General features: G+C 68.1%; 31 protein-coding genes. 19 read left to right on the forward strand and 12 right to left on the reverse strand.

The window, feature by feature from the left end:
• Positions 1-48: 48 nt before the first annotated feature.
• Positions 49-1,224, reverse strand: coding sequence for an aminotransferase class V-fold PLP-dependent enzyme (locus tag ASF32_RS02080; RefSeq protein WP_056422881.1), 1,176 nt, complete (start codon positions 1,222-1,224; stop codon positions 49-51).
• Here ASF32_RS02080 and ASF32_RS02085 point away from each other — a divergent pair.
• Genes ASF32_RS02085 through ASF32_RS02095 form a run of 3 tightly spaced genes read left to right on the forward strand, consistent with a single transcriptional unit; the run spans position 1,223 to position 2,542 of the window.
• Positions 1,223-1,585 (forward strand): type II toxin-antitoxin system RelE/ParE family toxin, encoded by a 363-nt coding sequence (locus tag ASF32_RS02085; protein ID WP_348271419.1) that lies wholly within the window; start codon positions 1,223-1,225, stop codon positions 1,583-1,585. The genes ASF32_RS02080 and ASF32_RS02085 overlap by 2 nt on opposite strands.
• Positions 1,586-1,601: 16 nt before the next feature.
• Positions 1,602-2,030, forward strand: coding sequence for a helix-turn-helix transcriptional regulator (locus ASF32_RS02090; protein ID WP_056422887.1), 429 nt, complete (start codon positions 1,602-1,604; stop codon positions 2,028-2,030).
• Positions 2,027-2,542: a TspO/MBR family protein gene (locus tag ASF32_RS02095; RefSeq protein WP_056422890.1), complete on the forward strand. Its 516-nt coding sequence runs from the start codon at positions 2,027-2,029 to the stop codon at positions 2,540-2,542. Before ASF32_RS02090 ends, ASF32_RS02095 begins: the two co-directional genes overlap by 4 nt.
• A gap of 7 nt (positions 2,543-2,549) precedes the next feature.
• Here the strand turns inward: ASF32_RS02095 and hemA are convergent, their stop codons facing one another.
• On the reverse strand, positions 2,550-3,893 hold the full coding sequence (gene hemA / locus ASF32_RS02100) for a 5-aminolevulinate synthase (protein WP_056422893.1): 1,344 nt from the start codon (positions 3,891-3,893) through the stop codon (positions 2,550-2,552).
• Positions 3,894-4,235: 342 nt separating this feature from the next.
• Between hemA and ASF32_RS25835 the strand changes: the two genes are divergently transcribed.
• Both ASF32_RS25835 and murA read left to right on the forward strand, forming a co-directional pair.
• Positions 4,236-4,403 carry a hypothetical protein gene (locus tag ASF32_RS25835; protein WP_200919015.1) on the forward strand — a complete coding sequence of 56 codons (168 nt, stop codon included), beginning with the start codon at positions 4,236-4,238 and terminating at the stop codon, positions 4,401-4,403.
• A 138-nt stretch (positions 4,404-4,541) separates the two neighbouring features.
• Positions 4,542-5,831, forward strand: coding sequence for a UDP-N-acetylglucosamine 1-carboxyvinyltransferase (gene murA, locus ASF32_RS02105; RefSeq protein ID WP_056422896.1), 1,290 nt, complete (start codon positions 4,542-4,544; stop codon positions 5,829-5,831).
• A gap of 45 nt (positions 5,832-5,876) precedes the next feature.
• Here murA and ASF32_RS02110 read toward each other — a convergent pair whose 3' ends face one another.
• A complete protein-coding gene (locus ASF32_RS02110; protein ID WP_056422897.1) occupies positions 5,877-6,251 on the reverse strand; it encodes a hypothetical protein in 375 nt (124 codons plus the stop codon).
• A 217-nt stretch (positions 6,252-6,468) separates the two neighbouring features.
• Between ASF32_RS02110 and ASF32_RS02115 the strand changes: the two genes are divergently transcribed.
• The 4 genes from ASF32_RS02115 to ASF32_RS02130 are packed head-to-tail and all read left to right on the forward strand — an operon-like array spanning position 6,469 to position 9,297.
• A complete protein-coding gene (locus ASF32_RS02115) occupies positions 6,469-6,978 on the forward strand; it encodes a DUF2948 family protein (RefSeq protein WP_056422899.1) in 510 nt (169 codons plus the stop codon).
• Complete coding sequence (gene hisD / locus ASF32_RS02120) at positions 6,978-8,273, forward strand: histidinol dehydrogenase (RefSeq protein ID WP_056422901.1); 1,296 nt, start codon at positions 6,978-6,980, stop codon at positions 8,271-8,273. The genes ASF32_RS02115 and hisD overlap by 1 nt, the downstream gene beginning before the upstream one ends.
• Before the next feature lie 7 nt (positions 8,274-8,280).
• Complete coding sequence (locus ASF32_RS02125; protein WP_056422904.1) at positions 8,281-8,796, forward strand: UPF0262 family protein; 516 nt, start codon at positions 8,281-8,283, stop codon at positions 8,794-8,796.
• A gap of 39 nt (positions 8,797-8,835) precedes the next feature.
• Positions 8,836-9,297 carry a low molecular weight phosphatase family protein gene (locus ASF32_RS02130; protein ID WP_056422907.1) on the forward strand — a complete coding sequence of 154 codons (462 nt, stop codon included), beginning with the start codon at positions 8,836-8,838 and terminating at the stop codon, positions 9,295-9,297.
• On the opposite strand, the gene ASF32_RS02135 is transcribed toward ASF32_RS02130, so the two are convergent.
• Positions 9,275-10,141, reverse strand: coding sequence for a C40 family peptidase (locus tag ASF32_RS02135; RefSeq protein ID WP_056423345.1), 867 nt, complete (start codon positions 10,139-10,141; stop codon positions 9,275-9,277). The genes ASF32_RS02130 and ASF32_RS02135 overlap by 23 nt on opposite strands.
• A 291-nt stretch (positions 10,142-10,432) precedes the next feature.
• Here ASF32_RS02135 and ASF32_RS02140 point away from each other — a divergent pair, with 291 nt between their 5' ends.
• Positions 10,433-10,765 (forward strand): hypothetical protein, encoded by a 333-nt coding sequence (locus tag ASF32_RS02140; protein WP_200919017.1) that lies wholly within the window; start codon positions 10,433-10,435, stop codon positions 10,763-10,765.
• 4 nt (positions 10,766-10,769) lie between these two features.
• Here the strand turns inward: ASF32_RS02140 and ASF32_RS02145 are convergent, their stop codons facing one another.
• The 3 genes from ASF32_RS02145 to ASF32_RS02155 form a co-directional block, all read right to left on the reverse strand.
• Complete coding sequence (locus ASF32_RS02145; RefSeq protein ID WP_056422914.1) at positions 10,770-11,456, reverse strand: SDR family oxidoreductase; 687 nt, start codon at positions 11,454-11,456, stop codon at positions 10,770-10,772.
• Positions 11,457-11,544: 88 nt separating this feature from the next.
• Positions 11,545-12,261, reverse strand: coding sequence for an MgtC/SapB family protein (locus tag ASF32_RS02150; protein ID WP_056422915.1), 717 nt, complete (start codon positions 12,259-12,261; stop codon positions 11,545-11,547).
• A 48-nt stretch (positions 12,262-12,309) separates the two neighbouring features.
• Entirely contained in the window at positions 12,310-13,212 is a 903-nt protein-coding gene (locus ASF32_RS02155) for an alpha/beta hydrolase (protein WP_056422920.1), read from the reverse strand.
• Between the two features lie 382 nt (positions 13,213-13,594).
• Between ASF32_RS02155 and ASF32_RS02160 the strand changes: the two genes are divergently transcribed.
• From ASF32_RS02160 to panC, 9 genes are all read left to right on the forward strand, one after another.
• Positions 13,595-14,608, forward strand: coding sequence for a MoxR family ATPase (locus ASF32_RS02160; RefSeq protein WP_200919019.1), 1,014 nt, complete (start codon positions 13,595-13,597; stop codon positions 14,606-14,608).
• Positions 14,609-14,634: 26 nt separating this feature from the next.
• Complete coding sequence (locus tag ASF32_RS02165; protein WP_056422923.1) at positions 14,635-15,567, forward strand: DUF58 domain-containing protein; 933 nt, start codon at positions 14,635-14,637, stop codon at positions 15,565-15,567.
• 3 nt (positions 15,568-15,570) lie between these two features.
• Positions 15,571-16,038, forward strand: a complete 468-nt coding sequence (locus ASF32_RS02170) for a DUF4381 domain-containing protein (protein ID WP_056422924.1) — start codon at positions 15,571-15,573, stop codon at positions 16,036-16,038.
• Positions 16,039-16,042: 4 nt separating this feature from the next.
• Complete coding sequence (locus ASF32_RS02175; protein WP_056422927.1) at positions 16,043-17,056, forward strand: VWA domain-containing protein; 1,014 nt, start codon at positions 16,043-16,045, stop codon at positions 17,054-17,056.
• Positions 17,053-17,982, forward strand: a complete 930-nt coding sequence (locus ASF32_RS02180; protein ID WP_056422930.1) for a vWA domain-containing protein — start codon at positions 17,053-17,055, stop codon at positions 17,980-17,982. Before ASF32_RS02175 ends, ASF32_RS02180 begins: the two co-directional genes overlap by 4 nt.
• Positions 17,982-18,905, forward strand: a complete 924-nt coding sequence (locus tag ASF32_RS02185; protein WP_056422932.1) for a tetratricopeptide repeat protein — start codon at positions 17,982-17,984, stop codon at positions 18,903-18,905. Before ASF32_RS02180 ends, ASF32_RS02185 begins: the two co-directional genes overlap by 1 nt.
• A 173-nt stretch (positions 18,906-19,078) precedes the next feature.
• Positions 19,079-20,332, forward strand: coding sequence for a BatD family protein (locus tag ASF32_RS02190; protein WP_056422935.1), 1,254 nt, complete (start codon positions 19,079-19,081; stop codon positions 20,330-20,332).
• Positions 20,333-20,574: 242 nt separating this feature from the next.
• Positions 20,575-20,844 carry a hypothetical protein gene (locus ASF32_RS02195; protein ID WP_244478221.1) on the forward strand — a complete coding sequence of 90 codons (270 nt, stop codon included), beginning with the start codon at positions 20,575-20,577 and terminating at the stop codon, positions 20,842-20,844.
• A 92-nt stretch (positions 20,845-20,936) separates the two neighbouring features.
• Positions 20,937-21,800 carry a pantoate--beta-alanine ligase gene (gene panC, locus ASF32_RS02200; RefSeq protein ID WP_056422941.1) on the forward strand — a complete coding sequence of 288 codons (864 nt, stop codon included), beginning with the start codon at positions 20,937-20,939 and terminating at the stop codon, positions 21,798-21,800.
• Between the two features lie 22 nt (positions 21,801-21,822).
• Here panC and ASF32_RS02205 read toward each other — a convergent pair whose 3' ends face one another.
• The 5 genes from ASF32_RS02205 to ASF32_RS02225 form a co-directional block, all read right to left on the reverse strand.
• A complete protein-coding gene (locus ASF32_RS02205) occupies positions 21,823-23,055 on the reverse strand; it encodes a PHB depolymerase family esterase (RefSeq protein WP_056423352.1) in 1,233 nt (410 codons plus the stop codon).
• A 193-nt stretch (positions 23,056-23,248) separates the two neighbouring features.
• Positions 23,249-23,974, reverse strand: a complete 726-nt coding sequence (gene dnaQ, locus ASF32_RS02210; RefSeq protein WP_056423355.1) for a DNA polymerase III subunit epsilon — start codon at positions 23,972-23,974, stop codon at positions 23,249-23,251.
• A 35-nt stretch (positions 23,975-24,009) separates the two neighbouring features.
• A complete protein-coding gene (coaE, locus tag ASF32_RS02215) occupies positions 24,010-24,615 on the reverse strand; it encodes a dephospho-CoA kinase (RefSeq protein WP_056422944.1) in 606 nt (201 codons plus the stop codon).
• Entirely contained in the window at positions 24,612-25,454 is an 843-nt protein-coding gene (locus tag ASF32_RS02220) for a shikimate dehydrogenase (protein WP_056422948.1), read from the reverse strand. The genes coaE and ASF32_RS02220 overlap by 4 nt, the downstream gene beginning before the upstream one ends.
• A gap of 26 nt (positions 25,455-25,480) precedes the next feature.
• Complete coding sequence (locus ASF32_RS02225; protein ID WP_056423358.1) at positions 25,481-26,095, reverse strand: nucleoside triphosphate pyrophosphatase; 615 nt, start codon at positions 26,093-26,095, stop codon at positions 25,481-25,483.
• Position 26,096 lies beyond the last annotated feature (1 nt).

Raw genomic sequence — 26,096 nt, forward strand, 5'->3', positions numbered from 1 at the left:
TCGCACAATGCGCGAAGGGCGGGATCGCACCAAGAACCCACGAGGAAATCAGCCGAGGGCCGCGTCCAGATCGGCGAAGAGGTCGTCCGCATGCTCGATCCCCACCGAGAGCCGCAGCAGATCGGGCGGACATGGCGTGCCCGGCCCTTCCACCGAGGCGCGGTGTTCAATCAGGCTCTCGACGCCGCCGAGCGATGTGGCGCGCTTCCATAGGCGCACCCGTGCCGCCGTGGCGATGGCTGCCTCCTCGCCGGCCGCGACTCGGATCGACAGCATGAAACCGAAGCCGCCCTCCATCTGCCGCGCCGCCACCGCGTGGCCGGGATCATCGGGCAGGCCGGGATAGAGCACCGAGGCCACGCGCGGATGGGCCGAGAAGCGTCTGGCGAGGTCCGCCGCATTGGCCGATTGCGCCGCGACCCGCAGGGGTAGGGTCCGCAGCGAGCGCATGAGGAGATAGGCCTCGAATGGCCCGAGGATCGCCCCACCGCCGGCACGGATCGCGCCGATCCGCTCCCAGAACGCATCGGTGCGCGCTGAAGCGAGGACACCGGCGACAACGTCCGAATGACCGTTCAGAATCTTGGTGGCCGAATGCATGACGATGTCGGCCCCGAGCGTCAGGGGCCGCGTGTGGATCGGCGAGGCGGCGGTGGAATCGACGGCGAGACGCGCCCCTGCCTCGTGCGCGATCTCGGCCGCGGCAGCAATGTCGGTGATGGTCCAGAGCGGATTGCCGGGCGTCTCCACCCAGACGAGCTTCGTCGTGCCCGGCCTGATCGCAGCCCGCAGGGCGTCGAGATCGTCCATGGCGATGAAATCGAGGCCCCAGCCCCGGCGCGGCGCTTCCTGCTGGAGCCAGCGCTTGAGCGCCCAGTACATCACGAGGGGGGCGACGATATGGTCTCCGGGCTCCAGGGCCGAGAAGACGGCCGTGGCCGCCGCCATGCCGGAGCCGAACAGCATCGCGCCGGCCTCCGCCTCCTCCAGCATGGCGATGACGGCCTCCGCCTCGCGGGTCGTGGCGTTGTCGGGCCGGGCATAGGAGAAGCCGGAACTGTAGCCGTTGTCGGGATCGCGGAGGAAGGTCGTCGAGACATGGAGCGGTGCCACCACCGCCCGCGTCACCGGATCGACATGGCCCATGGCCTGCGCGGCCAGGGTGCGCTTGGTGAAACCCGGCTTGGCGTGAGTGGACGAGGGATCTTCGGCGGGTTCGGACATGGGTATCGTTCCGGCAAATGGGCCGCTTGACCCGTGGGAGAGACGCAGCGAAACAATAGCGGAATGCTATGTTTCGCCTCGACGAATTTCGCTATCCGCTCACGTCATGATGCAGGTCGCCTACAGCAAGGACGCCGTGAGGGCACTGACCCGCATGCCGGCGAACGTAGCGAGACTCATTCGAACGAAGATCGACGAATATGCCGGACATCCGGGGTCTCAGGCCAACAACGTGAAGGCTCTGAAGGGTCAGCATGGTGTCTATCGCCTGCGGGTCGGCGACTGGCGAATCCTGTTCACCCAGGACGGGCATATCCTCGCCATCATTAAAATCGCGCCTCGCGGTAGCGCATACGATTAAATCAGGACGGTTCGCCATGGGTGCCCAGACGATCGTGACGGCAGGGGGCGAGCGACTCGTCGTGTTGCCGGAAGCGGAATACGAAGCCCTGCTCGAAGCCGCCGAGAATGCGGAGGATCGCCTTGCCGTCACCGAGTTTCAGCGCAAGCTCGCCCTCGGTGAAGAAGAACTCGTGCCCTCGGCGATCGTCGAACGATTGCTTTCGGGTGAGAATCGCATCCGTGTCTGGCGCGACCATCGCGGCATGACGGCGGCAGCCCTCGCAGACAAAGCCGGTATCGCGCAGGCCTACCTGTCGCAGATCGAGACGGGAAAACGGGAGGGGACAATCGAGACCCTGTGCAAGCTCGCCTCGGCCCTGGCCGTCTCCCTCGACGATCTCGTCGGGTTCGGGCCCCACGGGACCGGAACGGAGAATCGCGATACGAGTAAGACATCGGCATGACCACGTCTCACATTCCGTATCGCTCGCCGCTCTCTCCGATAGCGAGACTTGCGATCGCCATCCTGCCCGTGGTGGCCACATCGGTGATCGGCTCGCTCAGCACCACGCCGAACATCGAGGGCTGGTATGCCGGCCTGACGAAGCCCGGCTTCAACCCGCCGAACTGGCTGTTCCCGGTGGCCTGGACCATCCTCTACGCGATGATCGCGCTGTCGTTCTGGCGTTTGCTCGGAGCGTCTCCGGCGACGGGTCCGATGCGGCGGGGTTGGTGGCTGGCGGTCGGTGCCTTCCTCGCCCAGCTCGCGCTCAACGCGGCCTGGTCGCCGGTCTTCTTCTCGGCCCATGCCCTCGGCTGGGCGGGAATCGTCGCCGGGGCGATGCTGGTGATGATCCTTTGGACCATCCGCCTGTCCTGGCGCTTCGACCGGTTCGCGGCGTGGCTGCTCGTGCCCTACGCCGCCTGGGTCGCCTTCGCGACTCTGCTCACCGTCACGCTCTGGCGGTTGAACTGATCGATTCCTACTCCGCCGCCTCGACGAACACCGTGCCGGCGCGCGGCAGGTCGAGCGTGTCCCAGGTCTCCGTCAGGGCCGCCGTCAGCTTGGCGATGCGGGCTGCGTCGTGGAACGGCGAAGGCGTGATCCGCAGGCGCTCGGTGCCGCGCGGCACGGTGGGGTAGTTGATCGGCTGGATGTAGATGCCGTGCTGTTCGAGAAGGTGGTCGGCCGCCGCCTTGCACAGCTCGGCATCGCCCACCATCACCGGTACGATATGGGTCTCGGTGGGGAGGACCGGCAGGCCCGCCTCTTCCAGCGCGGCCTTGGTGAGGGCGGCCTGGCGCTGGTGCGCCGCGCGCTCCACCTGCGAGCGCTTAAGGTAGCGCACCGAGGCGCGGGCCGCCGCCGCGATGGCCGGCGGCAGGGCGGTGGTGAAGATGAAGCCCGGCGCATGGCTGCGCACGGCATCGCACAGCACGGTGGAAGCGGTGATGTAGCCGCCGACACAGCCGAAGCCCTTGGCCAGGGTGCCCTCGATCACATCGACCCGGTGCATCACCCCGTCACGCTCGGCGATGCCGCCGCCGCGCTCGCCGTAGAGCCCCACCGCATGGACCTCGTCGAGATAGGTCATGGCGCCGTACTTGTCGGCGAGGTCGCAGATGGCGGTGATGTCGGAGACGTCGCCATCCATCGAATAGACGCTCTCGAAGGCGATCAGCTTGGGGCGGTCCCCGGCGGCGATCAGCAGTTCCTCGAGATGGGCGAGATCGTTGTGGCGGAAGATGCGCTTCTCGCAGCCGGAATGGCGCACGCCCTCGATCATCGAATTGTGGTTGAACGCATCCGACAGGATCAGACAGTTCGGAATCAGCTTGGCGATGGTGGAGATGCCGGCCTGGTTCGAAACGTAGCCCGAGGTGAAGACGAGGCCTGCCTCCTTGCCGTGCAGGTCGGCGAGCTCACGCTCCAGATCCACCAGCGGCGAGTTGTTGCCGGCGATGTTGCGGGTGCCGCCGGCGCCGACGCCGCATCGGGCGGCGGTCTTGGTCATGGCCGAGACCACGTCCGGATGCTGGCCCATGCCAAGGTAATCGTTCGAACACCATACGGTGATTTCGCGGGTGCCACCGTCGGGACGGCGCCAGTTGGCGGTGGGAAAACGTCCGGCGATCCGCTCGATATCGGCGAAGACCCGGTAGCGCCGCTCGTCGTGCAGCCGGTCCACCGCCCTGCGGAAGTAGCCTTCGTAATCGGTTCGTCCGTGCCCGAACGACGCGCGGGTAGAGGATCCTTCGGACGAGGGATCACGGGGCGTCGTCGTATCGCTGATCATCGTCATCGCGGGCATCCGATTCACGGGCATCCGTCCTTCACGCTATGGCCGACCGCATGTCAGCGCCGCTCTAGGCGGCCTCGGCATCCGCTCGTCTGCATTCAGCAGCAGCATCGTTACAAAGGGCTTGTTCCGAAGCACCAAACTCTCCGCTGCAGGCCTCGTCGATATGAGTCCCGCTGGCGCAACGATCTCGCTTCGCATGGCGCGGAAGGAATCAGACGGTGCTGATTTCGACGCCACGGCCCTGACGATACAGGCGAACTTGGAATTGGTTCAAGTCGACTCCTGCATTCCAGCTCTGCGCCTGTTGAGACCGGGTCGCAAAGCCGGTATTTCGCCCTGGCGACGAAGGGTCGCGCAGTGATCGCCATGAAGAACGATGCCACGCGGAACGAGCGCCTGAAGGCGGCCCTGCGGGACAACCTGAAACGGCGCAAGGTGCAGACGAGGGTCCGTGGGCAGGCAGCGGCCGCAGCGGAAACAGGCGATGCCGATGAGCGACCGGACGCGAAGCCGGATCGCGACGGAGACGGCTGACGATCCTTTTTCGGACAAAACTCACGTATAGGCGGCTCGATAAGGCCGTGCCGCGAGCGCACCGCTACCGTTTGCAGAACCAGGATGGCGCCGCCCTCTCGTTACGGGGAGGGGCGTGACGCCGCGCGAAGGACGACGATGGACCGGATCAACATCATCGGCGGAAAGCCGCTCCACGGCGTCATTCCGATCTCGGGCGCCAAGAACGCCGCCCTGCCGCTGATGATCGCGAGCCTGATGACGGGGGAATCCCTCGAACTCATGAACGTGCCGCGCCTCGCCGACATCCACGCCCTGCTGCGCATCCTCGGCAACCACGGCGTCGACCACATGGTGGTGGGCAAGCGCCCGGGCGATACGACGGAGACCGGCCAGACCATCAGGCTCACCGCCTCCAACGTCATCGACACCACCGCGCCCTACGAACTCGTCTCCACCATGCGGGCGAGTTTCTGGGTCATCGCGCCGCTGCTCGCACGGTTCGGCGAGGCCCGTGTCTCGATGCCCGGCGGCTGCGCCATCGGCACCCGCCCCATCGACCTCATGCTGATGGCCCTGGAGCGCCTCGGCGCCACCGTGGAGATCGACGGCGGCTACGTGGTGGCGAAGGCCAAGAGCGGCTTGCGCGGCGGCGAGATCCATTTTCCCAAGGTCACGGTGGGCGGCACCCATGTGGCGCTGATGGCGGCGGCGCTCGCCAACGGATCGACCCTGATCGAGAATGCCGCGCGTGAGCCGGAAGTCGTCGATCTCGCCGATTGCCTCATCAAGATGGGCGCCAGGATCTCGGGGGCCGGCACCCCGCGCATCACCATCGAGGGTGTCTCGCGCCTCAACGGCGCCCGCCACACCGTCCTGCCGGACCGGATCGAGACCGGCACCTACGCCATGGCGGCTGCCATGGTGGGGGGCGACGTGACCCTGGAGAACACCCGGGCCGACCTGCTGCACAGCGCGCTCGACGTGCTGACGACGACGGGCGCCGAGATCACCAGCACCGCCGACACGATCCGCATTCGGCGCAATGGCGGCGGCATCGCTGCGGTGGACGTGACCACGGACCCGTTCCCCGGCTTCCCCACCGACCTCCAGGCGCAGTTCATGGCGCTGATGACCCTCGCCAAGGGTCAGTCCCACATCCGCGAGACCATCTTCGAGAACCGCTTCATGCACGTGCAGGAACTGGCGCGCCTCGGGGCCAGGATCCGGCTCGAGGGCGATCTCGCCATCGTCGACGGGGTGGAGCGCCTCAAGGGCGCGCCCGTCATGGCGACCGACCTGCGCGCCTCGGTCTCCCTCGTCATCGCCGGCCTCGCCGCCGAGGGCGAGACCAGCATCAACCGGGTCTATCATCTCGATCGCGGCTTCGAAGCGCTCGAAGCCAAGCTCGGCCGCTGCGGCGCCGAGATCAGCCGCATCCGCTCCTGAGCCTCTCCTGTCCGGGAGGCGGTCCTCGCCTCCCGGACAAGGACACTATTCCAGTACGTTGCCGCGCTTGGGGCCGAATCCCGGGATGTCGCAGCGGCAGGGCGACTGGATCGGGCTCGGATAGGCGGGGCAATTGCCGCGCGCCGTGACGCAGACGCTACCCATGCGCTGGCGTCCGTATCGCTGCTGCTGCACCGGCCGACGCTCGCCATCCTCGTAGGGCCGGGCATAGCCATCGTAGCGATCATAGGCCCGCGGCCGGTCGTCGCCGTAGGGCGAACGGCCACGAGGCGACCTGTCGTAGCCATCGTCGATGCGGAACTGGACCTGCGCCTGGGCCTGCCCCAGGCCGAGGGCCGTCGTCGCCGCCAGGGCGGTCAGGGCGGCGAAGGCGATGCGGCATACGGGTCCGAAAATCATGGTGGTGGATGTCCCAATCGAGAGTTCGGCGAAAGACTAACCTGTTCCGCATGAACGCCGTCTGACGTCGCCCCCCGCAAACGGCCCATATCGCCGGCACGCCGTAATTGTTCCGGGCCGCGCAGTTGCCGCAGGGCGGCCGCCTCGCTACCTACGGCCGACCCTCTTCCACATCCGGCGCCCGATCCGGCGGCGTCCGGCCAGATGCGAACCCGACATGGAGCTCCTCAAGCTCGCTGCCCTCGACGCGGAGGATCTCGCGATCCTCTCGGCCCATCTTCAGGATGCGGTCCTGCTCCCGCAGGATCTCGCTTATCTCGCACCGTCACACCGCTTCGTGCTGGTGGGGCGGCGTTTCGACTGGTCGGCCCCGGAGGGGGAGGCCCCGCGCCGTCGCCTCACCGGCCTCCATTTCGAGCGGGTCATGGCCGTGCGCGCGCGCGGAATCACGCCCGGCTCCACCTCCGACGAGCCTCTCAACCTTCTGGCCGTCACCTTCGAGCCGAAGGAGGAACCCTCCGGCACCATCACCCTGGTCTTTGCCGGCAAAGTAGCGATCCAGCTCGATGTGGAATGCATCGAGGCGCGGCTGAAGGATCTCGGTCCGGTCTGGGAGGTGGAAGGCCGCCCCGATCACGAGGCGGCGCAAGCCGGCCGCGCCGCGATCCAAGGTGATGCGGGTACGGCTCCCTCCGACAAGGACAACGTCGTGAAAGATTCTGCCTGATGGTGCGCCTCGACAGCCGCGACGCCGATTTCGCCACCGCCTTCGCCGGTCTTCTCAGCGTCAAGCGCGAGATCTCCGAGGATGTGGACGAGACCGTTCGCGGGATCATCGCCGGTGTGATCTCCGGGGGCGACGCCGCCCTGGTGGATTACACCCGCCGCTTCGACCGGCTCGGCGAGGACTTCTCCGCCGCGACCCTGCGGGTGACCCCGGATGAGGTACGGGCTGCCATCGCCGCCTGCCCGGCCGAGTCCCTCGATGCCCTGCGGCTCGCCGCGACCCGCATCGAGACGTTCCATCGCGGCCAGGTACCCGGCGACCACATGGCCACCGACGATCTCGGCGTGACGTCCGGCTGGCGTTGGACGTCGTTGGAATCGGTGGGGCTCTACGTGCCCGGCGGGACGGCGAGCTACCCCTCTTCCGTCCTCATGAACGCCATTCCGGCTCGCGTCGCCGGGGTCCCGCGTGTCGTCATGGTCGTGCCGATGCCCGAGGGACAGATGAACCCCCTGGTCCTGGCCGCGGCGGACCTTGCCGGCGTCACCGAGATCTACCGGATCGGCGGGGCCCAGGCCGTGGCGGCGCTCGCCTACGGCACCGAGACCATCGCCCCCGTGGCCAAGATCGTCGGACCGGGCAATGCCTGGGTGGCCGCCGCCAAACGCCGGGTGTTTGGGCAGGTCGGAATCGACATGATCGCCGGTCCGTCCGAGGTGCTGATCCTCGCCGACGGTCATGCCAACCCCGATTGGGTGGCCGCCGACCTCCTCGCCCAGGCCGAGCACGATGTCGCCGCCCAGTCGATTCTCATCACCGATTCGCCCGCCCTCGCCGATGCGGTGGAGATCGCGGTGGAACGCGCTTTGGCCACCCTGCCCCGCGCCGACATCGCCCGGGCGAGCTGGCGCGATTACGGCGCGATCGTCCTCGTCTCGGATTTCGAGGAGGCCGTGCCCCTGGTCGACCGCCTCGCCCCGGAGCATCTGGAGATCGAGACCGCCGACCCGGAGGCCCTGGCCGCCAAGGTCCGCAATGCCGGTGCGATCTTCCTCGGCAGCCATACGCCGGAAGCCATCGGCGATTACGTCGGCGGCCCGAACCACGTACTGCCCACCGCCCGCTCGGCACGGTTCTCCTCGGGCCTCGGCGTGCTCGACTTCATGAAGCGGACGACGATCCTGCGCTGCGATCCCGCCGCGCTGAGGGCCTTGGGGCCGGCAGCCATCGCGCTGGGACGGTCGGAGGGCCTCGACGGCCACGCCCGCTCGGTCGCGATCCGCCTGAATCTGTGAGGGGACGATGGCCGGCTCAGAACAACCAGAAACAGGACAAGCGGCAGAGAAAGCGTCGTCCATCCACCGCCTCGCGGCGGTGACCTTCGACGAGGATTCCATCGGCCGGGGCAATCCCGATCAAGAGCACGAGCGCGCCATCGCGATCTTCGACATCCTGGAGGAGAACCACTTCTCCATTCCCGGACGCGAGGGCCCCTACGCCCTCACCCTCGGCCTCGTGGAGAACAAGCTCTCCTTCGCGATCCGCCGACAGGACGGTGAGCCGGTGATGACCCATCTCCTGTCGCTGACCCCGTTCCGCCGGGTGATCCGCGACTACGAGATGATCTGCGAGAGCTACTACAACGCGATCAAGACCGCCTCGCCGACCCAGATCGAGGCGATCGACATGGGACGGCGCGGCCTGCACAACGAAGCCTCCGAACTCCTCCGGCAGCGCCTCGAAGGCAAGGTCGATCTCGACCACGACACCGCGCGACGCCTGTTCACCTTGGTCTTCGCCTTGCACTGGAAGGCGTGAGCGCCCTCCCCGTCGTTTGAAGCCCGAGGTAGTCACCGGATGGCGGAAGAGGCCGGCCCGAAGAAGACGCGCGTGCAGTCGGTGCTGTTCATGTGCAACTTCAACGCTGTGCGGTCCCTCGCGGCGGAGGCGGTGGCGCGTCACTATTTCGGCAAGTCCACCTATGTGCAGTCGGCGGGCGTCCGTTCCGGCGAGCCGGCAGACCCGTTCATGGTTGCGGCCCTCGACGAGATCGGCATCAACGCCTCGAAACACCGGCCCCGGACGCTCCTCGAACTCGAGGAGTGGGAGGGGCTGAATTTCGACCTCATCATCACCCTGTCGCCGGAGGCGCACCACGCGGCTCTGGAGGTCACTCGGACCAACGCCGTCGACGTGGAATACTGGCCGACGCCGGACCCGACGCTGATGCAGGAAGCCTCGCGCGATCAGCGCCTCGAAGCCTATCGCGACGTCCGTGACGGGTTGATCACCCGAATCAAGGCCCGGCTGAAGCCGTAATGCGCCGGAGCGAGGTCACCGCTCCGTAGCTCTTCTCGGCGATGCGCTCCACCGCCACCCCCAGGGGCTCCACCGCCACCGCCATGTGGTGGCCGTTGGCGTGGATGAGGCGGGTCTCGTCCAGCATCATCCCCACATGGCCGCGCCAGAAGACGAGGTCGCCCCGGACCAGGCCGTCGAGGCGCTGGGGCAGCGCCGTGCCGAGCGCCGCTTCCTGCTGATCCGCGTCGCGGGGAGACGGAATGCCCGCCATGGCGAGGCAAAGTTGGACGAGGCCCGAGCAATCGAGCCCGAGACTGGTGCGACCACCCCACAGATAGGGCGTGCCCACGAGACGCTCGGCGGTTGCGGCAGGGTCGGACTCCACCGTGCCGACCGGGACGCAATGATCGGCGAAGACGTAAGAGCCCTCCGCCAAGCGCAGGAACTCACCCTCCTGCCCGGTGACGCCGAGTCCTGCGCCGAGGCTCACGTGCCCGAGTGGTGGCCGCTTCATGTTTGCGGCCGGATAGAGGAAGGTCCGAATGGCCGTCACCCGATGGGTCGGGGACGGGACGCCCGGGGCGCAGGATTCCGCCGGTAGGTAGCCGACATAGCCGTCGGTTTCGAACTGTACGAAGGTGAAGCCGTCGCTCGTGTCGTAGAGGGTCAGGGGGTCGCCCATGACCGCTTCGGTCTCGATGCCGGCGTCGAGACTCGGTCGCCGCCGCAAGGGGGCGGATGCCACGATGAGCCGGCCGGGCTGCCCCGCTACATAGCGGTCGGCGTCGATCCGGCCGCGAAGGCGGAGATCGGCGAGGTCGGGGCGGGCCGGGACCAGCCTGGAATCGGTGAGATCGGTGATGGGAAACATGATGGGCGCAGTATCGACGGGAGCCCGACGGCGCGCAACGCATCGGACGAGGCCCCAACGGAGCCACTGGAATATGCGTCATAATGACGCGTATCTTGCTCCTCCGATGGGCATTCGCTCAGGCAATCGAATAGGGAAATGGCATCCCGGCCTCGATCTGGCGGAAATTCCGACTCCAACGGTGGGGAATGCGCGAAACGCGTGGGTGCATCGTTAAAATGGTGCAATGCACCGGAGCCCCTGTCGCGCTATCCTCGGCTCATGTCGAGCGTGGGCCGAGTCGTGAAGAAGACGCCGAAATCCTTCCAAGACCTGCCCCCGATCCGCGTGCGGCGCGAACCGCCCACGATCCCCGAGGCGGTCGCTGCCGCGCAGGATCTCGCGGACGATCTCGAACAGCAGGTCGAGATTGCCGCTGGCCTGATCGGACTTCCCCTCGACGAGGTGCGCCCGCACGTACTCGCCGCCGGGAAGCAGAAGCCCGAGAAGATCTCCGAGCGCATCCTCACCGCCGGCAGCCCGAGCCGGGCGCCGCGCACCGTCATCGTCGAGCGTCGTACCCGCCCGCCCGTCGTGGTGGAACGGCGCGGCCGTCCCCTCGACGGGCGGCGCTGACCGCCTACCAGGCCAAGGTCGCGCCGGTATAGTCGAGATAGGCGATGCCGGGTTTGCCGAGCCGGTTCTCGATGACGTCGGCCAGTCCGGCGACGCTCGTCGCCACGTCGAGATCCGCCTCCTCACCACCCATCTCCGTGCGGACCCAGCCGGGATGGAGAAGGACCACGCCGAACCCTTCGTCGCGGTGACGGATCTCGAAACTGATGGCCAGCGTGTTCAACGCTGCCTTGCTCGCGCGGTAGGTCTCCCATCCGCCACTCTCGTTGAGGGAGACGCTGCCGAGGACGGAACTCATGAAGGCGATGAGACTGTTGCCCGCCAGCCGATCGCGAAACCGTTCGGCGAAGCGGATCGGGCTGATGGCATTGGTGAGGTAGACCTGCGCGGCGACCTCGCGTGGGACCTCATGAGCAGGATCGTGCGCCTGGGTCGCCACGCCGGCCACCACGAAGATCAGGTCGTAGCGTTGGTGAGCGAGCCGATCGTGGAGAGTGGCAACCGCCGCGTCATCATCGATATCGGCGGTCTCGATGCCGAGCGCGTCGGAGGCCAAAGCCGCCAATCCGGCGGAAGGCGAGCGCTGGGTGGCGGTGACCGCCCAGCCGCGCGCGAGGAACGTCTCCACCAATCCGAGGCCCAGGCCGCGCGAAGCCCCGACGATCAATGCGTTCCTGCGTGTTCCGGCCATGGTTGGGGTCCTCCATCGCCGGGGCGAAGCCCGGCATCACGGGCCTAGTTTGGCCTTTTCCTCACGGCGGCAATGGCGGCGGACGCGCTCAATCGGCGGTCTGGACCGACCAGGTGGCATGGCTGATCCGCTCGTCGCGCTCCAACCCGGCCACCACCGCGTCGAGTTCGGCGGAGTCCACCGCCGTCGCCACCAGGGTCGCCACCACCTCCACCGTCTCCTCGCCGCGTTCCACCACCTCGGTGCCGCCGACCGGGTAATGCGCCGCCTCCAGCCGTTCCACGAGAAGGTCGCGGGCGGGGCCGGCATGCTCGGCCGGCACCGTGACCTGGACCTCGTAGGTGGCCTCGGTCTGGCTCTCGTCGATGGGGACGCGGTTGATGGCGTTGACGAGGGGCCGCAGCAGAGTGTTGCCGGACAGGATTGCCGCCGTGACGAAACAGGCCTCCAGGGGGAAATCGGCCCCGGCGAAGGCTCCCACTGCCGCGGAGCACCACAGGGTGGCAGCGGTGTTGAGGCCACGGACGTTCATGCCCTCCTTCATGATGACGCCGGCCCCGAGGAAACCGACGCCGGAAATGACGTAGGCGACCGTGCTCACCGCGCCGCGCGTTCCTTCGAGGCGCATGCCGAGATCGACGAAGGCCGCCGCGCCCACCGCCACCAGCACGTTGGTACGCAGGCCCGCCGTACGCTGGCGATATTGCCGTTCGGCCCCGATCATCGTGCCGAGCACGAAAGCGACGATGAGGCTGACGGCGGAATTCACGAATTCCGGTAGCGGCGAGGCGAGGAGCGCAGTCATGGGCGCTGCATGTCGCCCGCCCATGACGAAACGGTGACGCTTCGCGCGTCAGCCACCGAGGAAGGCCCGCAGGGCCTTAAGCGTCTCGGGGGCATTCTCCTCCGCGAGGAAATGCCCCGATGTGATGTCCACGGCCTCGGCCTTCGGCGCGAAGGTGCGCTGCCAGGCCGCCAGCGGGGTTTCGTGAGAATGGTCGAGATAGCCGTCGCCGGTGAGGATCAGCGTCGGGCAGGAGAGGGTCTTTCCTGCCGCGAGATCATCGAGGTCGGCCTCGCGGTCACGGGTCGCACCGGCGCGGTAATCCTCGCAGAACGCGTGGATGCGCTCGGGCACATTCCAGTTCTCGCGATAGAGGCGCAACGCCTCCGGGGCGAAGGGGTCGAGGCTCCCGGCGTTGCTCCATTGCCGAAGGAGGCCTTCGAAATAGGCGACTGGATCGCGGCCGATCTCTTCCTCCGGACCGGGGGCAGGCCGAGCCAGGGATGCCCAATGCGACGACACGTTGGGATCGGCTTCGATCCGCTCCCACTGAACGAGGGTGGGTAGGATATCGAGAAGGGCGAGGCGCTCGATCCGGCCCGGCTCGTCGAGGGCGAGTCGGTAGCCCACGCGCCCGCCGCGATCGTGACCCACGAGTGCGAAGCGGACATGGCCTAGCCGCTCCATGATCGCCACCACGTCGCGACCCATGCGGCGCTTGGAATAGGCCTCGTGATGGGGGTCACCTTTGGGCGCTTCCGACCAGCCGTAGCCTTTCAGATCGAGGCACACCACGCGATGGGTCTCGGCCAAAGCCGGCGCGATGCGGTGCCAGCAGGCATGAGTCTGCGGAAATCCATGAAGGAGGATGACGGGAGGCGCATCCTCACGACCGCCGCTGCGGGCGAAGAAACGGCCCTCCGGAATGTCGATCCAGTCCGCGCTGAAGCCGGGGAAGAGGTCTGTACTCATGGTCTGCTCCAGTCTGCCCGCTGGGTTGGGACGGAAACCGTGAGGCCGGCCCTCGGTTTCCACCGACGTCTAGCAGGATGCGACATAACGCCGAATTCCGGCTTAGATCCTCGGGATCGGCAGAGAAATCCGCTCTGCATGCATTCGACTTCATGAAATCCCGGTGGTCGGGCATTCTGCCCGATCTCACCCTCGTGTTTCACGGGAAACGTCCCACGGGATTGACGCCGGTGCTCCGCTGCATGCAAACCCGATCGACATAGGGATCTCTTAAGAATCCGCCCGAGGAGACGCGCATGGTGCTGTACGCCGGCCCTGCCACGATCATGCCCCGCTTATCCGTTGCGGCAGCCCTGCGGGCGGCTCCGGCCGACGCGCGCTCATGAGCGACGCGACACTGGCCATGCGTCCCGCTACCTCGGCGGCGCCGGCCGCCGACGAGGCGCTTCGCGCACGCATCCTCGCTTTGCGGGATGGCCTGAGCCACGGACTCATCGGCGCCGAAACCCTCGTGGAGCGCCTGCTCATCGGGCTTCTCACCGGTGGCCATCTCCTCATCGAGGGCGCGCCCGGCCTCGCCAAGACGCGCGCGGTCAAGCGCCTGTCGGACGGGCTCGACGGCAGCTTCGCCCGCATCCAATGCACGCCCGACCTGATGCCGGCCGATCTCACCGGCACCACCGTCTGGCGCCAGGATGCCGGCGATTTCGAGTTCCTGCCCGGTCCGCTGTTCCACTCCCTCATCCTCGTGGACGAGGTGAACCGCGCCCCGCCCAAGGTGCAGTCGGCGCTGCTGGAATCCATGGCCGAGGGCCAGATCACGGTCGCCGGCCATACCCATGTCCTGCCCGACCCGTTCATGGTGGTGGCGACCCAGAATCCCATCGAGCATGCGGGAACCTTCCCGCTACCGGAGGCACAGCTCGACCGCTTCCTCCTCCATGTGGTGGTGGAGATGCCCGACGAAGCCTCCGAGCGCCGCATCCTCGACCTCGTCGAGGGCGAACTGAACCACCATGCCGAGGCGATGCCGGTGAAGCTCACCGTGGCGGAGATCCGCGCCGCCCGCGCGGCGGCCCTCAACGTCCACGTCTCGTCGGCCCTCAAGGACTATCTGGTGCGGCTCGTGGCCGGCACCCGCACCGACAAGGCGGCCCCGGATCTCCGCGCCTCGATCGAGCACCCGGCCTCCCCGCGCGGAACGCTGGCCCTGATGCTCGCCGGCAAGGCGCGGGCCTATCTGCGTGGCCGCGACCACGTGATCCCGGAGGATATCTCGGATCTCGCCGCCGACGCTCTGGCGCACCGGATCGGGCTTACTTGGCGCGCCGCCGCCGAGGGACAGACCGCGCGGGGCATCATCAAGGGCCTCGTCCAGCGGGTCCGGGCGCTCTGAAGGCGGAATGGTCGGGTAGCACAGCCATGGCGTCCCCCTCCGGCCCGAGCACGGGCTCCGCACACGGCCCCAGTATCCATCTCTCGGGCGAAGCCCTGATGGGACTACGCCACCTCGCCCGACGCGGCGTCTCGCCGGCCACCCGCACCCTGGCGGGTCTTCCCGGAGGCATCGTCACCCGCCGGCGTGGACGCGGATCGGAGCCCGACGACGTGCGACTCTGGTCCGAGGGCGACGACCGCCGCCATATCGACCGCAACGCCACCGCCCGCACCGGCATCCTTCACGTGCGGACTCACCATGACGAGCGCGACCGCGCCGTAGTGCTGCTAGCGGATTTCCGCCCTTCCATGCTGTTCGGCACGCGTCGCGCCCTGCGCTCGGTGGCGGCGGCCGAAGCCCTGGTGCTGCTCGGCTGGCGCATCGTCGGCGATGGTGGCCGCATCGGTCTCGTGGCCGCGTCCTCGGGGGAGCCGGTGGTGGTCCGTTCCGGCGGCGGCGAGCGGGCCATGACGGCGGTGACGGGTGCCCTTGCCATGGCTCATGCCCAGGCGCTCGCCGCCTCGGACATGCAGGATCCCCCCCTAGACCGCAGCCTCACCGTGGCGGCGAGCCTGCTTCCGTCCGGCGGCCATCTCGTCATCGGGAGCGCGCTGGACGCGCCGGGGCCTGAATTCGACCACCTGCTCACCGTGCTGGCCGAGCGCCTGTCGATCCGCCTCGTCCTCGTCAGCGATGCGTTCGAGCGTAGGAAGCCGGCGGGGTTCTTTCCGTTCGCCACGCCGGACGGGCAGCGCGGCACGGTTCAGGTCGGGCGCTCCGCCGCCAATACGGATGGCGTGCCCGACGACCGACTCATCGCCTATGCGCGGCGCGGCATCGAGGGTCTGCGCCTCGACGTGGAGGCCGGCCCCGAAGCCTATGCTCCGCTGATGGAACGTCTCGATGCGGTGCTGTAGCGCGTGAACCCGCTTAGCTCCCCCACCGATCTCACCCAGCTGCGCGGCCTGCACCTCCCGGCCGATGCGGGTAGTGGCGCGCAGGGCGAGGTGGTGCTGGCCATCGCGCTGGGCTTCGTCGCGGCCCTTCTCGTCGGCCTCGTCAGGCTGAAGCGGGCGCGCTCGAACGCTTCGGTGCGGGCCTCGGCCCTGCGCGGCCTCGCCGAGACGCGCACACTCGCTCGGGACGCACGCCTCATCGCGCAGGCCCGCCTGTTGCGGCGCCTCGCCCGGACGCTCGCCGGCGACGAGGCCGCCTCGACCCAGGGACGCGACTGGGCGGCCACCCTCGACCGCCTCTTCGCCACGGATGTCTTCAGCAAGGGCGCAGGCAGGGTCGTGACGGAGGGCCTGTACCGGCGCTCCTCCCCGGCCGACGTCGAGACCCTCGATTCCGAACTCAGCCGTCTTTTCGCGCGGATCAGGGCCTGAGCCGATGCCAGCCTGGTTCACCGCTTTCCTCTCGGCCTTCGATCTCGCCGCGCCCCTGGCGCTGCTGCTCCTGCCGCTGCCCTTTCTCGCGGCCCGGCTGCTGCCGCCCGAGCGGATGGGATCGAGCGGTGCCTTGCGCGTTCCGTCCACCGTCGTGATGGGCTCCGCCCGAGGGGACGGCGTGGCGGCGCGCGGGCGCAGGCGCTCGCTCCTGATCTGGACCCTCTGGGCCGCCCTGGTGGCGGCGCTCGCCGGCCCCCGCCTCGTCCTGCCCGCCACCGCGCTTCCGGCCTCGGGTCGCGAGATCATGCTGGTGATGGACCTCTCCGGCAGCATGGAGCGCCGCGACTTCGCCATCGACGGCGAGACCGTGACGCGGCTCACCGCGGTGAAGCGGGTGGGCACCGACTTCATCCGCCGCCGGGCCGGGGACCGGATCGGCCTCGTGATCTTCGCCAACGAATCCTACGTCGCCGCGAGCCCGAGCTTCGACACCAATACCGTGGCGCGCGCCCTCGACGAGGCGACGATCGGCCTCGTTGGCCGCTCCACCGGCATCGGCGACGGTCTCGGCCTCGCCCTCAAGCGGCTGGTGCCTGCCACCTCCGGCGAGGCGTCCGACATCCCGCAGGCCACATCGAAGGTGGTGGTGCTGATGACGGACGGGGCCAACAATGCCGGCCAGACCACGCCGCGCGACGTGGCGGCTTTGGCCAAGGAACTCGGCGTCAAGGTCCACACCATCGCGCTCGGCCCCCGTGACATGTCCAATGCCGACGGCGAGCAGGATGTGGTCGATGCCGAGACCTTGCGGGATATCTCGACTCTCACCGGGGGCACCTTCTTCAGGGTGAAGACCACCGACGACCTCATCGCCATGGCCGATTCGATCGATGCCATCGAAGGGGGTCGGGCCAAGGCTCCCCCGGTCCCCCTGCGGCAGGACCTGTGGCCCTGGCCCGCCGGCCTTGCTCTCCTCTGCGCGGCGGGCCTGCTGGTAGCGAGGCGCAAGGCATGAGCGCCCTTCTCTCCCTCGCCATCCTGCGGCCCTGGTGGCTCCTGGCGATTCCCGTCATCCTCGTCCTCGCCCTGCGCGCGGCCTGGCGCTCGGCCCCGCTGGGCGATTGGGCGAAGGCGGTCGATCCCGGCCTGATGGCCTTCCTCGAGACGCGCGGAGCCGTCCTCGGTGGTCGGCGCCAGGCCAACCTCGCCGCCGCCATCGCGGCCGGCCTCATCGCCGTCGCCCTCACGGGACCGGCCATCGAGCGCCCGGACGCGGCGACCTTCCGCAACCTCGATGCGACGGTGGTCGTCATCGATCTCTCGCGCTCCGTGGCCGAGGGCGGCCACCTCAAGGAGGTCCGCCAGATCGCCGACAGCGTGGCCCAGGCGGCGGGCACACGCAGCGTCGCCGTGGTGGTCTATGCCGGCGACGCCTATCTCGCCGCCCCACCGACCACGGATCGCGACGCCCTGAGCCTCGTCCTGTTCGCCCTCGACGGCGACACCGTGCCCGATCGCGGCACCCATCCCGAGCGCGGCCTCGCCATCGCGCGCCGGACCCTGGAGGAGGCCGGCGTCATCGCCGGCGACGTGGTCCTCGTCACCGATGGCGACGGGATCGGCGATGCCGCCATGCGCGAGGCCACTGCGATCCGGAACAAGGGATGGCATCTCCATGCCGTGTTCGTTCCGGCCACCAATTCCCTGCCGGTGGGATCGCCCAAGCCGGACCGGGCGGCCCTCGACCGCGTGACCGGCACGGGCAACGGCCTCACCGTCGATCTCGACAGGCCGGCCGCCCTCCTCGATGTGGTGGGGGCCAGCACGGCGCAACATCTGGCGGCGGGCGGCTACACCGTGCTCGCCTTCGCCGATCTGGGACGCTGGCTGATCCTCCTCGCCCTGCTTCCGGCCCTCGCCCTGTTCCGCAGGAGCGCCTGATGAGCACCTCGCGCCTCTCCTTGCCTGATCGTCTTCCCTTCGCCCGTTACTTGCCCCGGCATTGGACCGGCTGGGCGAGGATCGCCGGCATCACGCTGGCGGGGGCCGGCATTCTCAGCCTCACCCTGGTTTCGGAGCCGCGCACGACGCTCGGTCGCAGCCTGATGAGCCTCGGCCTGCCCAACGCCGCCGCCACCATCCTTGCCGATCCGGCCTGGCGCGGGCCCGCGCTCTACGAGGCGGGACGCTACGAGGAGGCCATCGCCATCTTCCGGAATGGCGGCCGGCGCAACGCCTACAATCTCGCCAATGCGCTCGCGCGCTCGGGCGACTTCCAGGGCGCCATCGACGCCTACGACGTCGCCCTGCAATACAATCCACGCGATGCGGATGCGCAGGCCAACCGCTCCCTCGTCGCCCGTCTCGTGGCCGAGGGGCCGGGTGATCCGGGCAAGGGCGGCGGCCTCGCCAATGCCACCGCGACGGTGGGCTCGCGCTACAACAAGACGTCGAACCAGGATCCCAACGACGACATGAAGGCCTCCTCCGTCGGTGAGGGACTGGCCGGCAATAAGGAGGGAGGCACCTCCTCCTCGACGCCGGGCAACAGCAAGGTGGCGCGGCGCGGCAAGGCCGAGCAGCAATCGGTGGATTCCGGCAAAGGTGAAGCGAGAGGCTCGGCCAGCGATGCAGCCGGTCGTGGACGCACGGGCGCCGGTTCCGCCATGGTCGCCGCCGCCCCGGAGCGGGAGGCGCGGCGCGTGACGAAGAGCTTCGAAGCGCACGAAATCCGCCCCGACCGCCTCTGGCTCCAGACCCTACCCGACGATCCGGGCCGGTATCTCAAGCTGCGCCTGAAAGCCGAGCAAGCGGTGCGTGTGGAAGCGGGCACGGCGGTCCCGGCGGGAAGCAACCCATGGTGAGCGGAGTGTATCGCCCGGATACCAACCCTCCCCCCTCTGCGGGGGAGGGTGCCTGCGGAGCAGGCGAGAGAGGGGACGACCTCTCCGGAACTGGCGCTCCCCTCTCCCGACCCGCTTCGCGGGCCACCCTCCCCCGCAGAGGGGGGAGGGATCACGGACGGCGTGGCATCCTCATGCTCGGCGCATTCCTATTCCTCGCCGCTCCCGCACAGGCCGAAATCGCTCCCGGCGACCTCACCCTGACGGTGACGCCGGAGCTCAACGGTAACGCTGCGCCGTTCTCGCGGGAAATGGTGCTGCTCCACATTCGCGGCGTCTACCGGCAGGCGATCCTGCTGGAGGAGGTCGTCCAGCCGTCGCTGGCGAATTTCAGCTGGACCCAGCTCGGCCGGGACACCTGGTCGAAGACACGCTTGCCGGACGGACAGGTGGCGGTAGCCTTCGACCGTACCATCGCGATCTTCCCGCACCATCCGGGCGACTTCACCATCGACCCGTTCATCCACCGCCTCACCATCAACGATGGCGGCACCCGCAAGGTGGTGGACGTTCCCTCCGTACCGGTCTCGCTGCCCGTCGCCACCTGGACGAAGCCGGTGGGCGGCCCCGACGTAAAGGAGCCGTGGTGGCTACCGGCGCGGGACGTCACGATCACGGATTCCTGGAGCCCCGATCCCGAAACGGTGAAGATCGGCGAGACCACGAGGCGCATCGTCACCCTGGAGGCGCAGGGGCTGGTGGCCGAAGGGCTGCCGCCAAGGCCGGTCATGCGCACACGCGGTATCCTCACCTTCGCGGGCCCCGTGACCCGCGAGACGATCATCACCCCGACGGGTCCGGTGGCGCGGGCGACCTATCAATGGGACGTGCGCCCTGCCGTCACCGAGATCGTCCCGCTGGATGCGATCACCATTCCCTGGTTCGACACCGTCTCGCGGACCCTGCGGGAAGCGGAAATCCCGGCCCGCCAGATCGGCGGCGGCCTGCCCGACCGGGACGAGGACGCCAAACCCGTCGCTCCGGCCTCGCCGATGGTCGTTGCGGCTGCGGCCGTGGGAGCTTTCGGGTTCGGCCTCGCCCTCATCGGCTTTGGCGTTCCGAGACGCTCACGGACCCTGCGCCTCGACCGTGCGACGCGTCGCGAACTCGCACGCCACGCGGAGGCCGGCGACGGACTGGGTTTCCGCGCTGCCCTCGGCCCAGTCTTCGAGCGCGAACCCGAACTCGCGCGGCTCTGGCGCTCCACTCCGGTCATCTCCGAGGCACTGGCCGCCCTCGACGCCTCGCTCTATGGCCGAACCGAGGAAGCGACGCCGGACCTGGCTCTATTAGCCGGCAACCTGTCGAAGCCGTTCAAGATCGACAGGCTTCCCGCCGAGCCGGTCAACCCGTTGGCGGATCTCGATGGTCGGGCTTTGCGACGGTAACCTTTCGTTCACCCTGTTCTGAGAATTTCGAGCCTCGTCCACGGACGGTGAGTTGGGTGGTGAACCCCATCGACAGGGCTTCCGGCGACGGGAGCACGCAGCGGGATGACATGAGCCGAGGGCGCGAGACAGCAGGAGGCCAAGCCGCGAGGGTGCTGATCGCGGCATGTTTCGTCGCGTCCGTCTTGGACGGCCCGGCCGGGGCCGCCGATGCGCGGGAGCGCTGGTCCACTCCCTACGGCGTGGAGGCCAACCGCCCTGTTCCGGGAGCCGAGCCGCCGCCGCGTTACTTCCCGCGCGCGGACGAGGACAGCACGCCGCGACGGGAGCGTGCGAGACCCCGACGGCTCGCCTGTATCCCGAGAAGCGTACCCATCCCCACCGACGCGCCGGACGATCCGAGCTATGTCGGATCGACCTACGGGCTCGGAAAACCGAGCTATTACGGCTTCAAACCGGCACTGGGCGTGGACGATCCCTTCGGTCGGTCCCTCCTACCCTATTGCAACTGACCTCGGGCGCTCGCGGCATCTGGCCTTCCGGCACCGAGTTGGGATAGTCGAAGGCTTATCGACGTCCCTCAGAGCCCTGCCGAAGAGCCCCGATGAGCAGCCAAGCCTCGCCCGTCACCCCGGTCCGGTTCGACGCGGTGGACCCCATGCGGGCCTGCATCCGCGCCTGGAAGGCGGCGGGCGACCGTGTCGTCTTCGTGCCCACCATGGGTGCCCTACACCAGGGCCACCTCTCCCTCGTGACCCGGGCGCGGGAACTGGGGGAGCGGGTCGTGGTCAGCATCTTCGTCAACCCGACGCAGTTCGGGCCGAGCGACGATTTCTCGCGCTATCCGCGCGATACCGAGGCCGATCTCGCGCTGCTGTCGGAGGCGGGCGTCGATGCCGCCTACTGTCCCACCGTGGAGACGATGTACCCGGCGGATTTCTCCACCAGCCTCACGGTGGCGGGCATCAGCGAGGGATTGTGCGGCGCGTTTCGTCCGGGCCATTTCTCCGGCGTCGCCACGGTGGTGACGAAGCTCGTCAACCAGGTCCAGCCCGATACCGCCCTGTTCGGCGAGAAGGATTTCCAGCAATTGCAGGTGATCCGCCGCGCAGTGCGCGACCTCGACATCCCCGTCGCGATCGGCGGCGTGCCGACTCTGCGGGAAGAGGACGGCCTCGCCCTTTCCTCGCGCAACCGCTACCTCGATGCACAGGAGCGACGGATCGCCCCTCTTCTGCACCGCGAGCTGTCGATGATCGCCGAAGGATTGCGAGCGGGGAACGCCGCGTCCCCCCTCGTCTCCGCCTCGACCGATCGGCTGATCGCGGCCGGGTTCAGCACGATCCAGTATCTCAGCGTGTGCGATGCCGACACGCTGGCCCCGGTGGAACACGCCACGGGAGCGACCAGGATTCTGGTCGCCGCCTATCTCGGCTCGACGCGACTCATCGACAACGTGGCGGTCTGACAGTCCGTCATCTGACAGTGATTTACTGGCGCGGTCGGTCGAGGCGGTGGGCCATGAAGAAATCGACCATCGCCCGTGACGCATCGGGTCCGCGACGGTCGGTGTAGCTGCCCGACGGGTCGCCCCCCGACCAGGCATGGTTGAGGCCGCGCACGACCCAGCTTTCCACCACCACACGATCGGTCTCGTCGGCATAACGCGTGCGGATATAGGAGAGCCCGCCCGGACTCACGCCGTCCGAGACGGAAGGCGTGAGCGCATCGACGCCGGCCTGGAGCAGGACCTGCTCGCCATTGCGCGGGTGGACGGTGCTGTCGTTCTCACCGTGAACCATGATGGTCGGAACGCGGGGCGTCCCTCCCTGCAGAGTGGCGGCGGCTCCCGAAGGCCCGAGACGCATCGTCGTCAGCGCCGAAGAGACGTCGCCGGCGCATCCGGCCGCGAGGCCGGAATGCACGCCGACGGCGGCGTAGAGATCGGGATAGGCCAGGGCCACGTTGGCGGCGGCCGCGCCACCGGCCGAGAGGCCGGCGATGTAGACCCTGCGCGGATCGACATCGTAGCTTTGCATCACCTCACGGGTAAGGCCAGCGATGATCTCGGCCTCGCCCAGGCCCCGTGCCTGATCGCCGGGCTGGTACCAGTTCCAACAGCGCTGGCCATGGTCCCTCGTGCTCTGGCCTGGATAGGCGACGAGGAACCCTTCCTGCTCGGCAAGGAGGTTCATGCCGGTTCCGGCAGCGAAATCGTCCGGTAACTGGGTGCAGCCGTGCAGCATCACAACCAGGGGAGGATGGGTGACCGTACGGCTGGGAATGTAGAGCTTGTAGTCGCGCGCACCCGCTTCGTTGGCGAAGGAATGCGCGGTGAAAGTTCCCTCTCCCGTGGTGAGAGACGGAACGTTTCCGTCCCGGAACAGCGTCGCAGGATCGAACCCCATGAAGCCGGACGTCGCCGGAGCGGGAGCATTCGCGCCTTGAGCGACCGCGCCGGATGGCGACGACAGGCCGAATTTCCGCGCGACCTGATCCAGGGCCCCACGAAACTGATCGTGCAGACCTTCCGCGATCCCGCCTGCCGAATGCGTGGAGGTTGCGGCGTCCGCCGTCTGACCGGAATGGCTGGCGCCCTGGCTCCCGAACAGGCCGCGCTGAATGAGATCGGACGCTTCCTGCAAGCGGCCCGCCCCCGTCAGCTTGGTGGCTTCGACGAGATCGGCCAGACGTGCCTGTGTCCGGTTCGGGTGATCAGCCATCGCATGATCGCTTTCTTGGGTGTTGGACATGTGTGTCGACGAGCGGCCAGCGGATCTGATCGATGCAGGATAAAAGCTGATCCGGCATCGACGATGGGCTCGATTCGCCTCCGCGCCGACTCGTTGTGCAAAGATGTAAGCTGGTTCTGTTGCAATGCAATATGTGTTTTATTGCATTGCACCTAGGCAATATTTACTCGCCTTCGCTCTCGCTGACATAGTCGCGCCAGATCGGGCTTGCACTGAGAGACGAGACGAACGCAGCATGCTGGCTAACGTCCAAGGGGTTCAAGCGGTTGCGCAATCGGCGTGGCCCCGTGGCGACGGGACCGTCGCCGGAGGCAACGATCTGGATCGGTTCGGCGGCCTCGACCATCGCCAGGCCAAGGCTTGTCTGCTTGCCGCCCAGCAGCTCGATATAGACCTCGGCCAGGATCTGAGCGTCGAGAAGCGCACCGTGTTTGGTGCGCCGCGTCGTATCGATCCCATAGCGTACGCAAAGCGCGTCGAGGCTGTTGGAAGCGCCGGTATGCTTGCGCCGCGCCATCTGCAGCGTGTCGACCACCGCCCCCAGGTCGATCTGCGGCGGTCCGCCTTCGCCGAGCCGGGCGAACTCCATGTTGAGGAAGCCCACATCGAAGGGCGCGTTGTGGATCACGAGGGGGGAATCGCCGCAGAAGGCGACGAAATCGTCCACGATCGCCGAGAAGACGGGTTTGTCCGCCAGAAACGCGTCGGACAGACCGTGGACGCCGAACGCGCCCTGCGAGACCGGCCGAGTCGGGTTGACGTAACGGTGGAAGGTCACCCCCGTCTGGATGTGGTTGATGAGCTCGACGCAGCCGATCTCGATCAGCCGGTCCCCGTTCTTGGCATCCGTACCGGTGGTTTCGGTGTCGAGGACGATCTCACGGAGCATGGTGCGGTCCATTCGAGGAGAAACGAAGCGGTCGGTCAGGCTTGGCCTGCGCCGACGAGCCGTTCGATGAGAGCGTCGACCTGATTTTCGGCGCCAGCAAGGCCAAGCCCGGTATCGATGAGGAAGTCGGCACGGGCGCGCTTATCGGCATCGGGCATCTGCTTGGCGAGGATCGCGGCAAAAGCCGCCTCAGACATGCCTGGGCGCGCCAGCACACGCTGCCGCTGAACATCGGGATCCGCCGTCACCACCAGAACCGCATCGCATCTCGCCTCTCCGCTGGTCTCGAACAGGAGGGGGATGTCGAGGATCACCAGGGAGGCGTCGGCGTGCTCGTCGAGGAAGCGCTGCTCCTCCGCGCGGACGAGGGGATGGATCGCGGCTTCCAGCCGGGCGAGAGAATCCGGCCGGCCGAGCACATGGTCCCGCAGGCGCGCGCGGTCGACGGAGCCATCCTCCGCGATGGCGTCGGGGAACAGGTCGGTAATGAGACGGGCGCCGGCTCCACTCGCGGCGTAGAGGCGCCGCACCGCCGCATCCGCGTCGTGGAGCGGGATGCCGCGCCGGGCGAACATGGCGGCCGTGGTCGATTTCCCCATGCCGATGGAGCCGGTGAGGCCGAGAATGAACGGCCGGGTCAACGGTTCGCGACCAGATCGGCGACGATCAGGGCACGCAGCTCCGGCGTCACCACGGGACGGGTCCCGAACCAGCGTTCGAAACCCGGCACTGCCTGATGCAGGAGCATGCCGAGCCCGTCCACCACGCGATGCCCTCGCGCAGCTGCCGCTGCGAGGAGCGGCGTCTCCAAGGGCGAGTACACGATATCGGCGACGGCACATTCAGCCGGCAAACGATCCAGCTTGATGTCGAGGGGCGGCTTGCCGGTCATGCCGAGGGAGGTAGTGTTGACGAGAAGCCGGGCGCGGCGGAGGGCATCGTCGAGCCTGTCCCAGTCGATGGCCTCCACGCGGGACGGATCGAGTTCCACGATGGCCTCGGCCCGCGAGCGCGTGCGGTTGGCCACGAGGATGCGGCTCGCCGGCCGGTCGAGGAGGCCCGCAACGACGGCCCGTGCCGCCCCTCCCGCTCCGAGGATCACGACATCTCCCCCATCGGCGCCGAGCCGGTCCGCCCCGAGGGTCTCGTCGAGATGGGCGGTGAAGCCGACGGCGTCGGTGTTGTCGCCGACGAGACGTCCCTGCCCGTCGAAGGAGAGCGTGTTGACCGCGCCGATCCGCCGGGCGGACGCCGTCAGCACCTCGGCCCCGGCGAAGGCGGCTTCCTTATGTGGCAAAGTCACGTTTCCGCCGGCGAACCCAGCAGCCTTCAGGCCGCGCAGGAAGGTCCCAAAATCCTCCGGCGCCACGTCGATCCGCTCGTAGGACCCATCGAGCCCGAGGGTCGAGAGCCAGTGTCCGTGGATCATCGGCGACCGGGAATGGGCGATCGGATGACCGACGACGAAGGCTTTGATCATGAATGGGTCTCGCGGGGCGTTCGGGATCAGAAGGCAAGGCAGCCATGGCAGCGCAACCGGTCAAGCAATCCGGTCAGCGGCAGGCCGAGGATCGTGGCATGGGCGCCTTCGATTTCCGCGAACAGATGGATGCCGAGGCCTTCCAGCTGGTATCCCCCCACCGTGCCGGTGACGCGGTCATGGCCGGCAATCGACAGATAGGTGTCGATGGCGGCCGCGCTCAGGTCCCGCATGGTCAGACGGGCCTCGTCGTGAATCACGTCCTGCTCGCGCCCCGGTACGATGAGTGCGGCGGCGGAATGCAGGGAATGCGTCCTGTTGGATAGCCGGCTCAGCTGATGTTTCGCCGCGTCGAGGGAGGCGGATTTGTGGAACACCTCCCCGTCGCAGGCGAGAACCTGATCCGCGGCCAGGACGATCCTGTCGCGGGCCTTTTCCGCGACCGCCCGTGCCTTGGCCAGGGCCAGCCGGCGGGCGAGATCGGCGGGGGCGAGGGGGCCTGAATCGGCCTCGATGCCTCGCTCGTCGACATTCGGGATCACGACCTCCACGTCGAGGCCGGCGGCTTCGAGGAGATGCCTGCGCGTCGGCGAGCCGGAGGCAAGAACCAATGGACGTTCGGGAAGCCAGAGATGGGTCATG

It is taken from the genome of Methylobacterium sp. Leaf91, from assembly GCF_001422815.1.
Lineage (GTDB): Bacteria > Pseudomonadota > Alphaproteobacteria > Rhizobiales > Beijerinckiaceae > Methylobacterium.

Coding starts and splice junctions, on each gene's coding strand:
- ASF32_RS02085 (WP_348271419.1), top strand. CDS start 1,223: ATGGGTATCGTTCCGGCAAATGGGCCGCTTGACCCGTGGGAGAGACGC.
- ASF32_RS02080 (WP_056422881.1), bottom strand. CDS start 1,224: ATGTCCGAACCCGCCGAAGATCCCTCGTCCACTCACGCCAAGCCGGGT.
- ASF32_RS02090 (WP_056422887.1), top strand. CDS start 1,602: ATGGGTGCCCAGACGATCGTGACGGCAGGGGGCGAGCGACTCGTCGTG.
- ASF32_RS02095 (WP_056422890.1), top strand. CDS start 2,027: ATGACCACGTCTCACATTCCGTATCGCTCGCCGCTCTCTCCGATAGCG.
- hemA (WP_056422893.1), bottom strand. CDS start 3,893: ATGCCCGTGAATCGGATGCCCGCGATGACGATGATCAGCGATACGACG.
- ASF32_RS25835 (WP_200919015.1), top strand. CDS start 4,236: ATGAAGAACGATGCCACGCGGAACGAGCGCCTGAAGGCGGCCCTGCGG.
- murA (WP_056422896.1), top strand. CDS start 4,542: ATGGACCGGATCAACATCATCGGCGGAAAGCCGCTCCACGGCGTCATT.
- ASF32_RS02110 (WP_056422897.1), bottom strand. CDS start 6,251: ATGATTTTCGGACCCGTATGCCGCATCGCCTTCGCCGCCCTGACCGCC.
- ASF32_RS02115 (WP_056422899.1), top strand. CDS start 6,469: ATGGAGCTCCTCAAGCTCGCTGCCCTCGACGCGGAGGATCTCGCGATC.
- hisD (WP_056422901.1), top strand. CDS start 6,978: ATGGTGCGCCTCGACAGCCGCGACGCCGATTTCGCCACCGCCTTCGCC.
- ASF32_RS02125 (WP_056422904.1), top strand. CDS start 8,281: ATGGCCGGCTCAGAACAACCAGAAACAGGACAAGCGGCAGAGAAAGCG.
- ASF32_RS02130 (WP_056422907.1), top strand. CDS start 8,836: ATGGCGGAAGAGGCCGGCCCGAAGAAGACGCGCGTGCAGTCGGTGCTG.
- ASF32_RS02145 (WP_056422914.1), bottom strand. CDS start 11,456: ATGGCCGGAACACGCAGGAACGCATTGATCGTCGGGGCTTCGCGCGGC.
- ASF32_RS02150 (WP_056422915.1), bottom strand. CDS start 12,261: ATGACTGCGCTCCTCGCCTCGCCGCTACCGGAATTCGTGAATTCCGCC.
- ASF32_RS02155 (WP_056422920.1), bottom strand. CDS start 13,212: ATGAGTACAGACCTCTTCCCCGGCTTCAGCGCGGACTGGATCGACATT.
- ASF32_RS02160 (WP_200919019.1), top strand. CDS start 13,595: ATGAGCGACGCGACACTGGCCATGCGTCCCGCTACCTCGGCGGCGCCG.
- ASF32_RS02165 (WP_056422923.1), top strand. CDS start 14,635: ATGGCGTCCCCCTCCGGCCCGAGCACGGGCTCCGCACACGGCCCCAGT.
- ASF32_RS02175 (WP_056422927.1), top strand. CDS start 16,043: ATGCCAGCCTGGTTCACCGCTTTCCTCTCGGCCTTCGATCTCGCCGCG.
- ASF32_RS02180 (WP_056422930.1), top strand. CDS start 17,053: ATGAGCGCCCTTCTCTCCCTCGCCATCCTGCGGCCCTGGTGGCTCCTG.
- ASF32_RS02185 (WP_056422932.1), top strand. CDS start 17,982: ATGAGCACCTCGCGCCTCTCCTTGCCTGATCGTCTTCCCTTCGCCCGT.
- ASF32_RS02190 (WP_056422935.1), top strand. CDS start 19,079: ATGCTCGGCGCATTCCTATTCCTCGCCGCTCCCGCACAGGCCGAAATC.
- panC (WP_056422941.1), top strand. CDS start 20,937: ATGAGCAGCCAAGCCTCGCCCGTCACCCCGGTCCGGTTCGACGCGGTG.
- ASF32_RS02205 (WP_056423352.1), bottom strand. CDS start 23,055: ATGGCTGATCACCCGAACCGGACACAGGCACGTCTGGCCGATCTCGTC.
- dnaQ (WP_056423355.1), bottom strand. CDS start 23,974: ATGCTCCGTGAGATCGTCCTCGACACCGAAACCACCGGTACGGATGCC.
- ASF32_RS02220 (WP_056422948.1), bottom strand. CDS start 25,454: ATGATCAAAGCCTTCGTCGTCGGTCATCCGATCGCCCATTCCCGGTCG.
- ASF32_RS02225 (WP_056423358.1), bottom strand. CDS start 26,095: ATGACCCATCTCTGGCTTCCCGAACGTCCATTGGTTCTTGCCTCCGGC.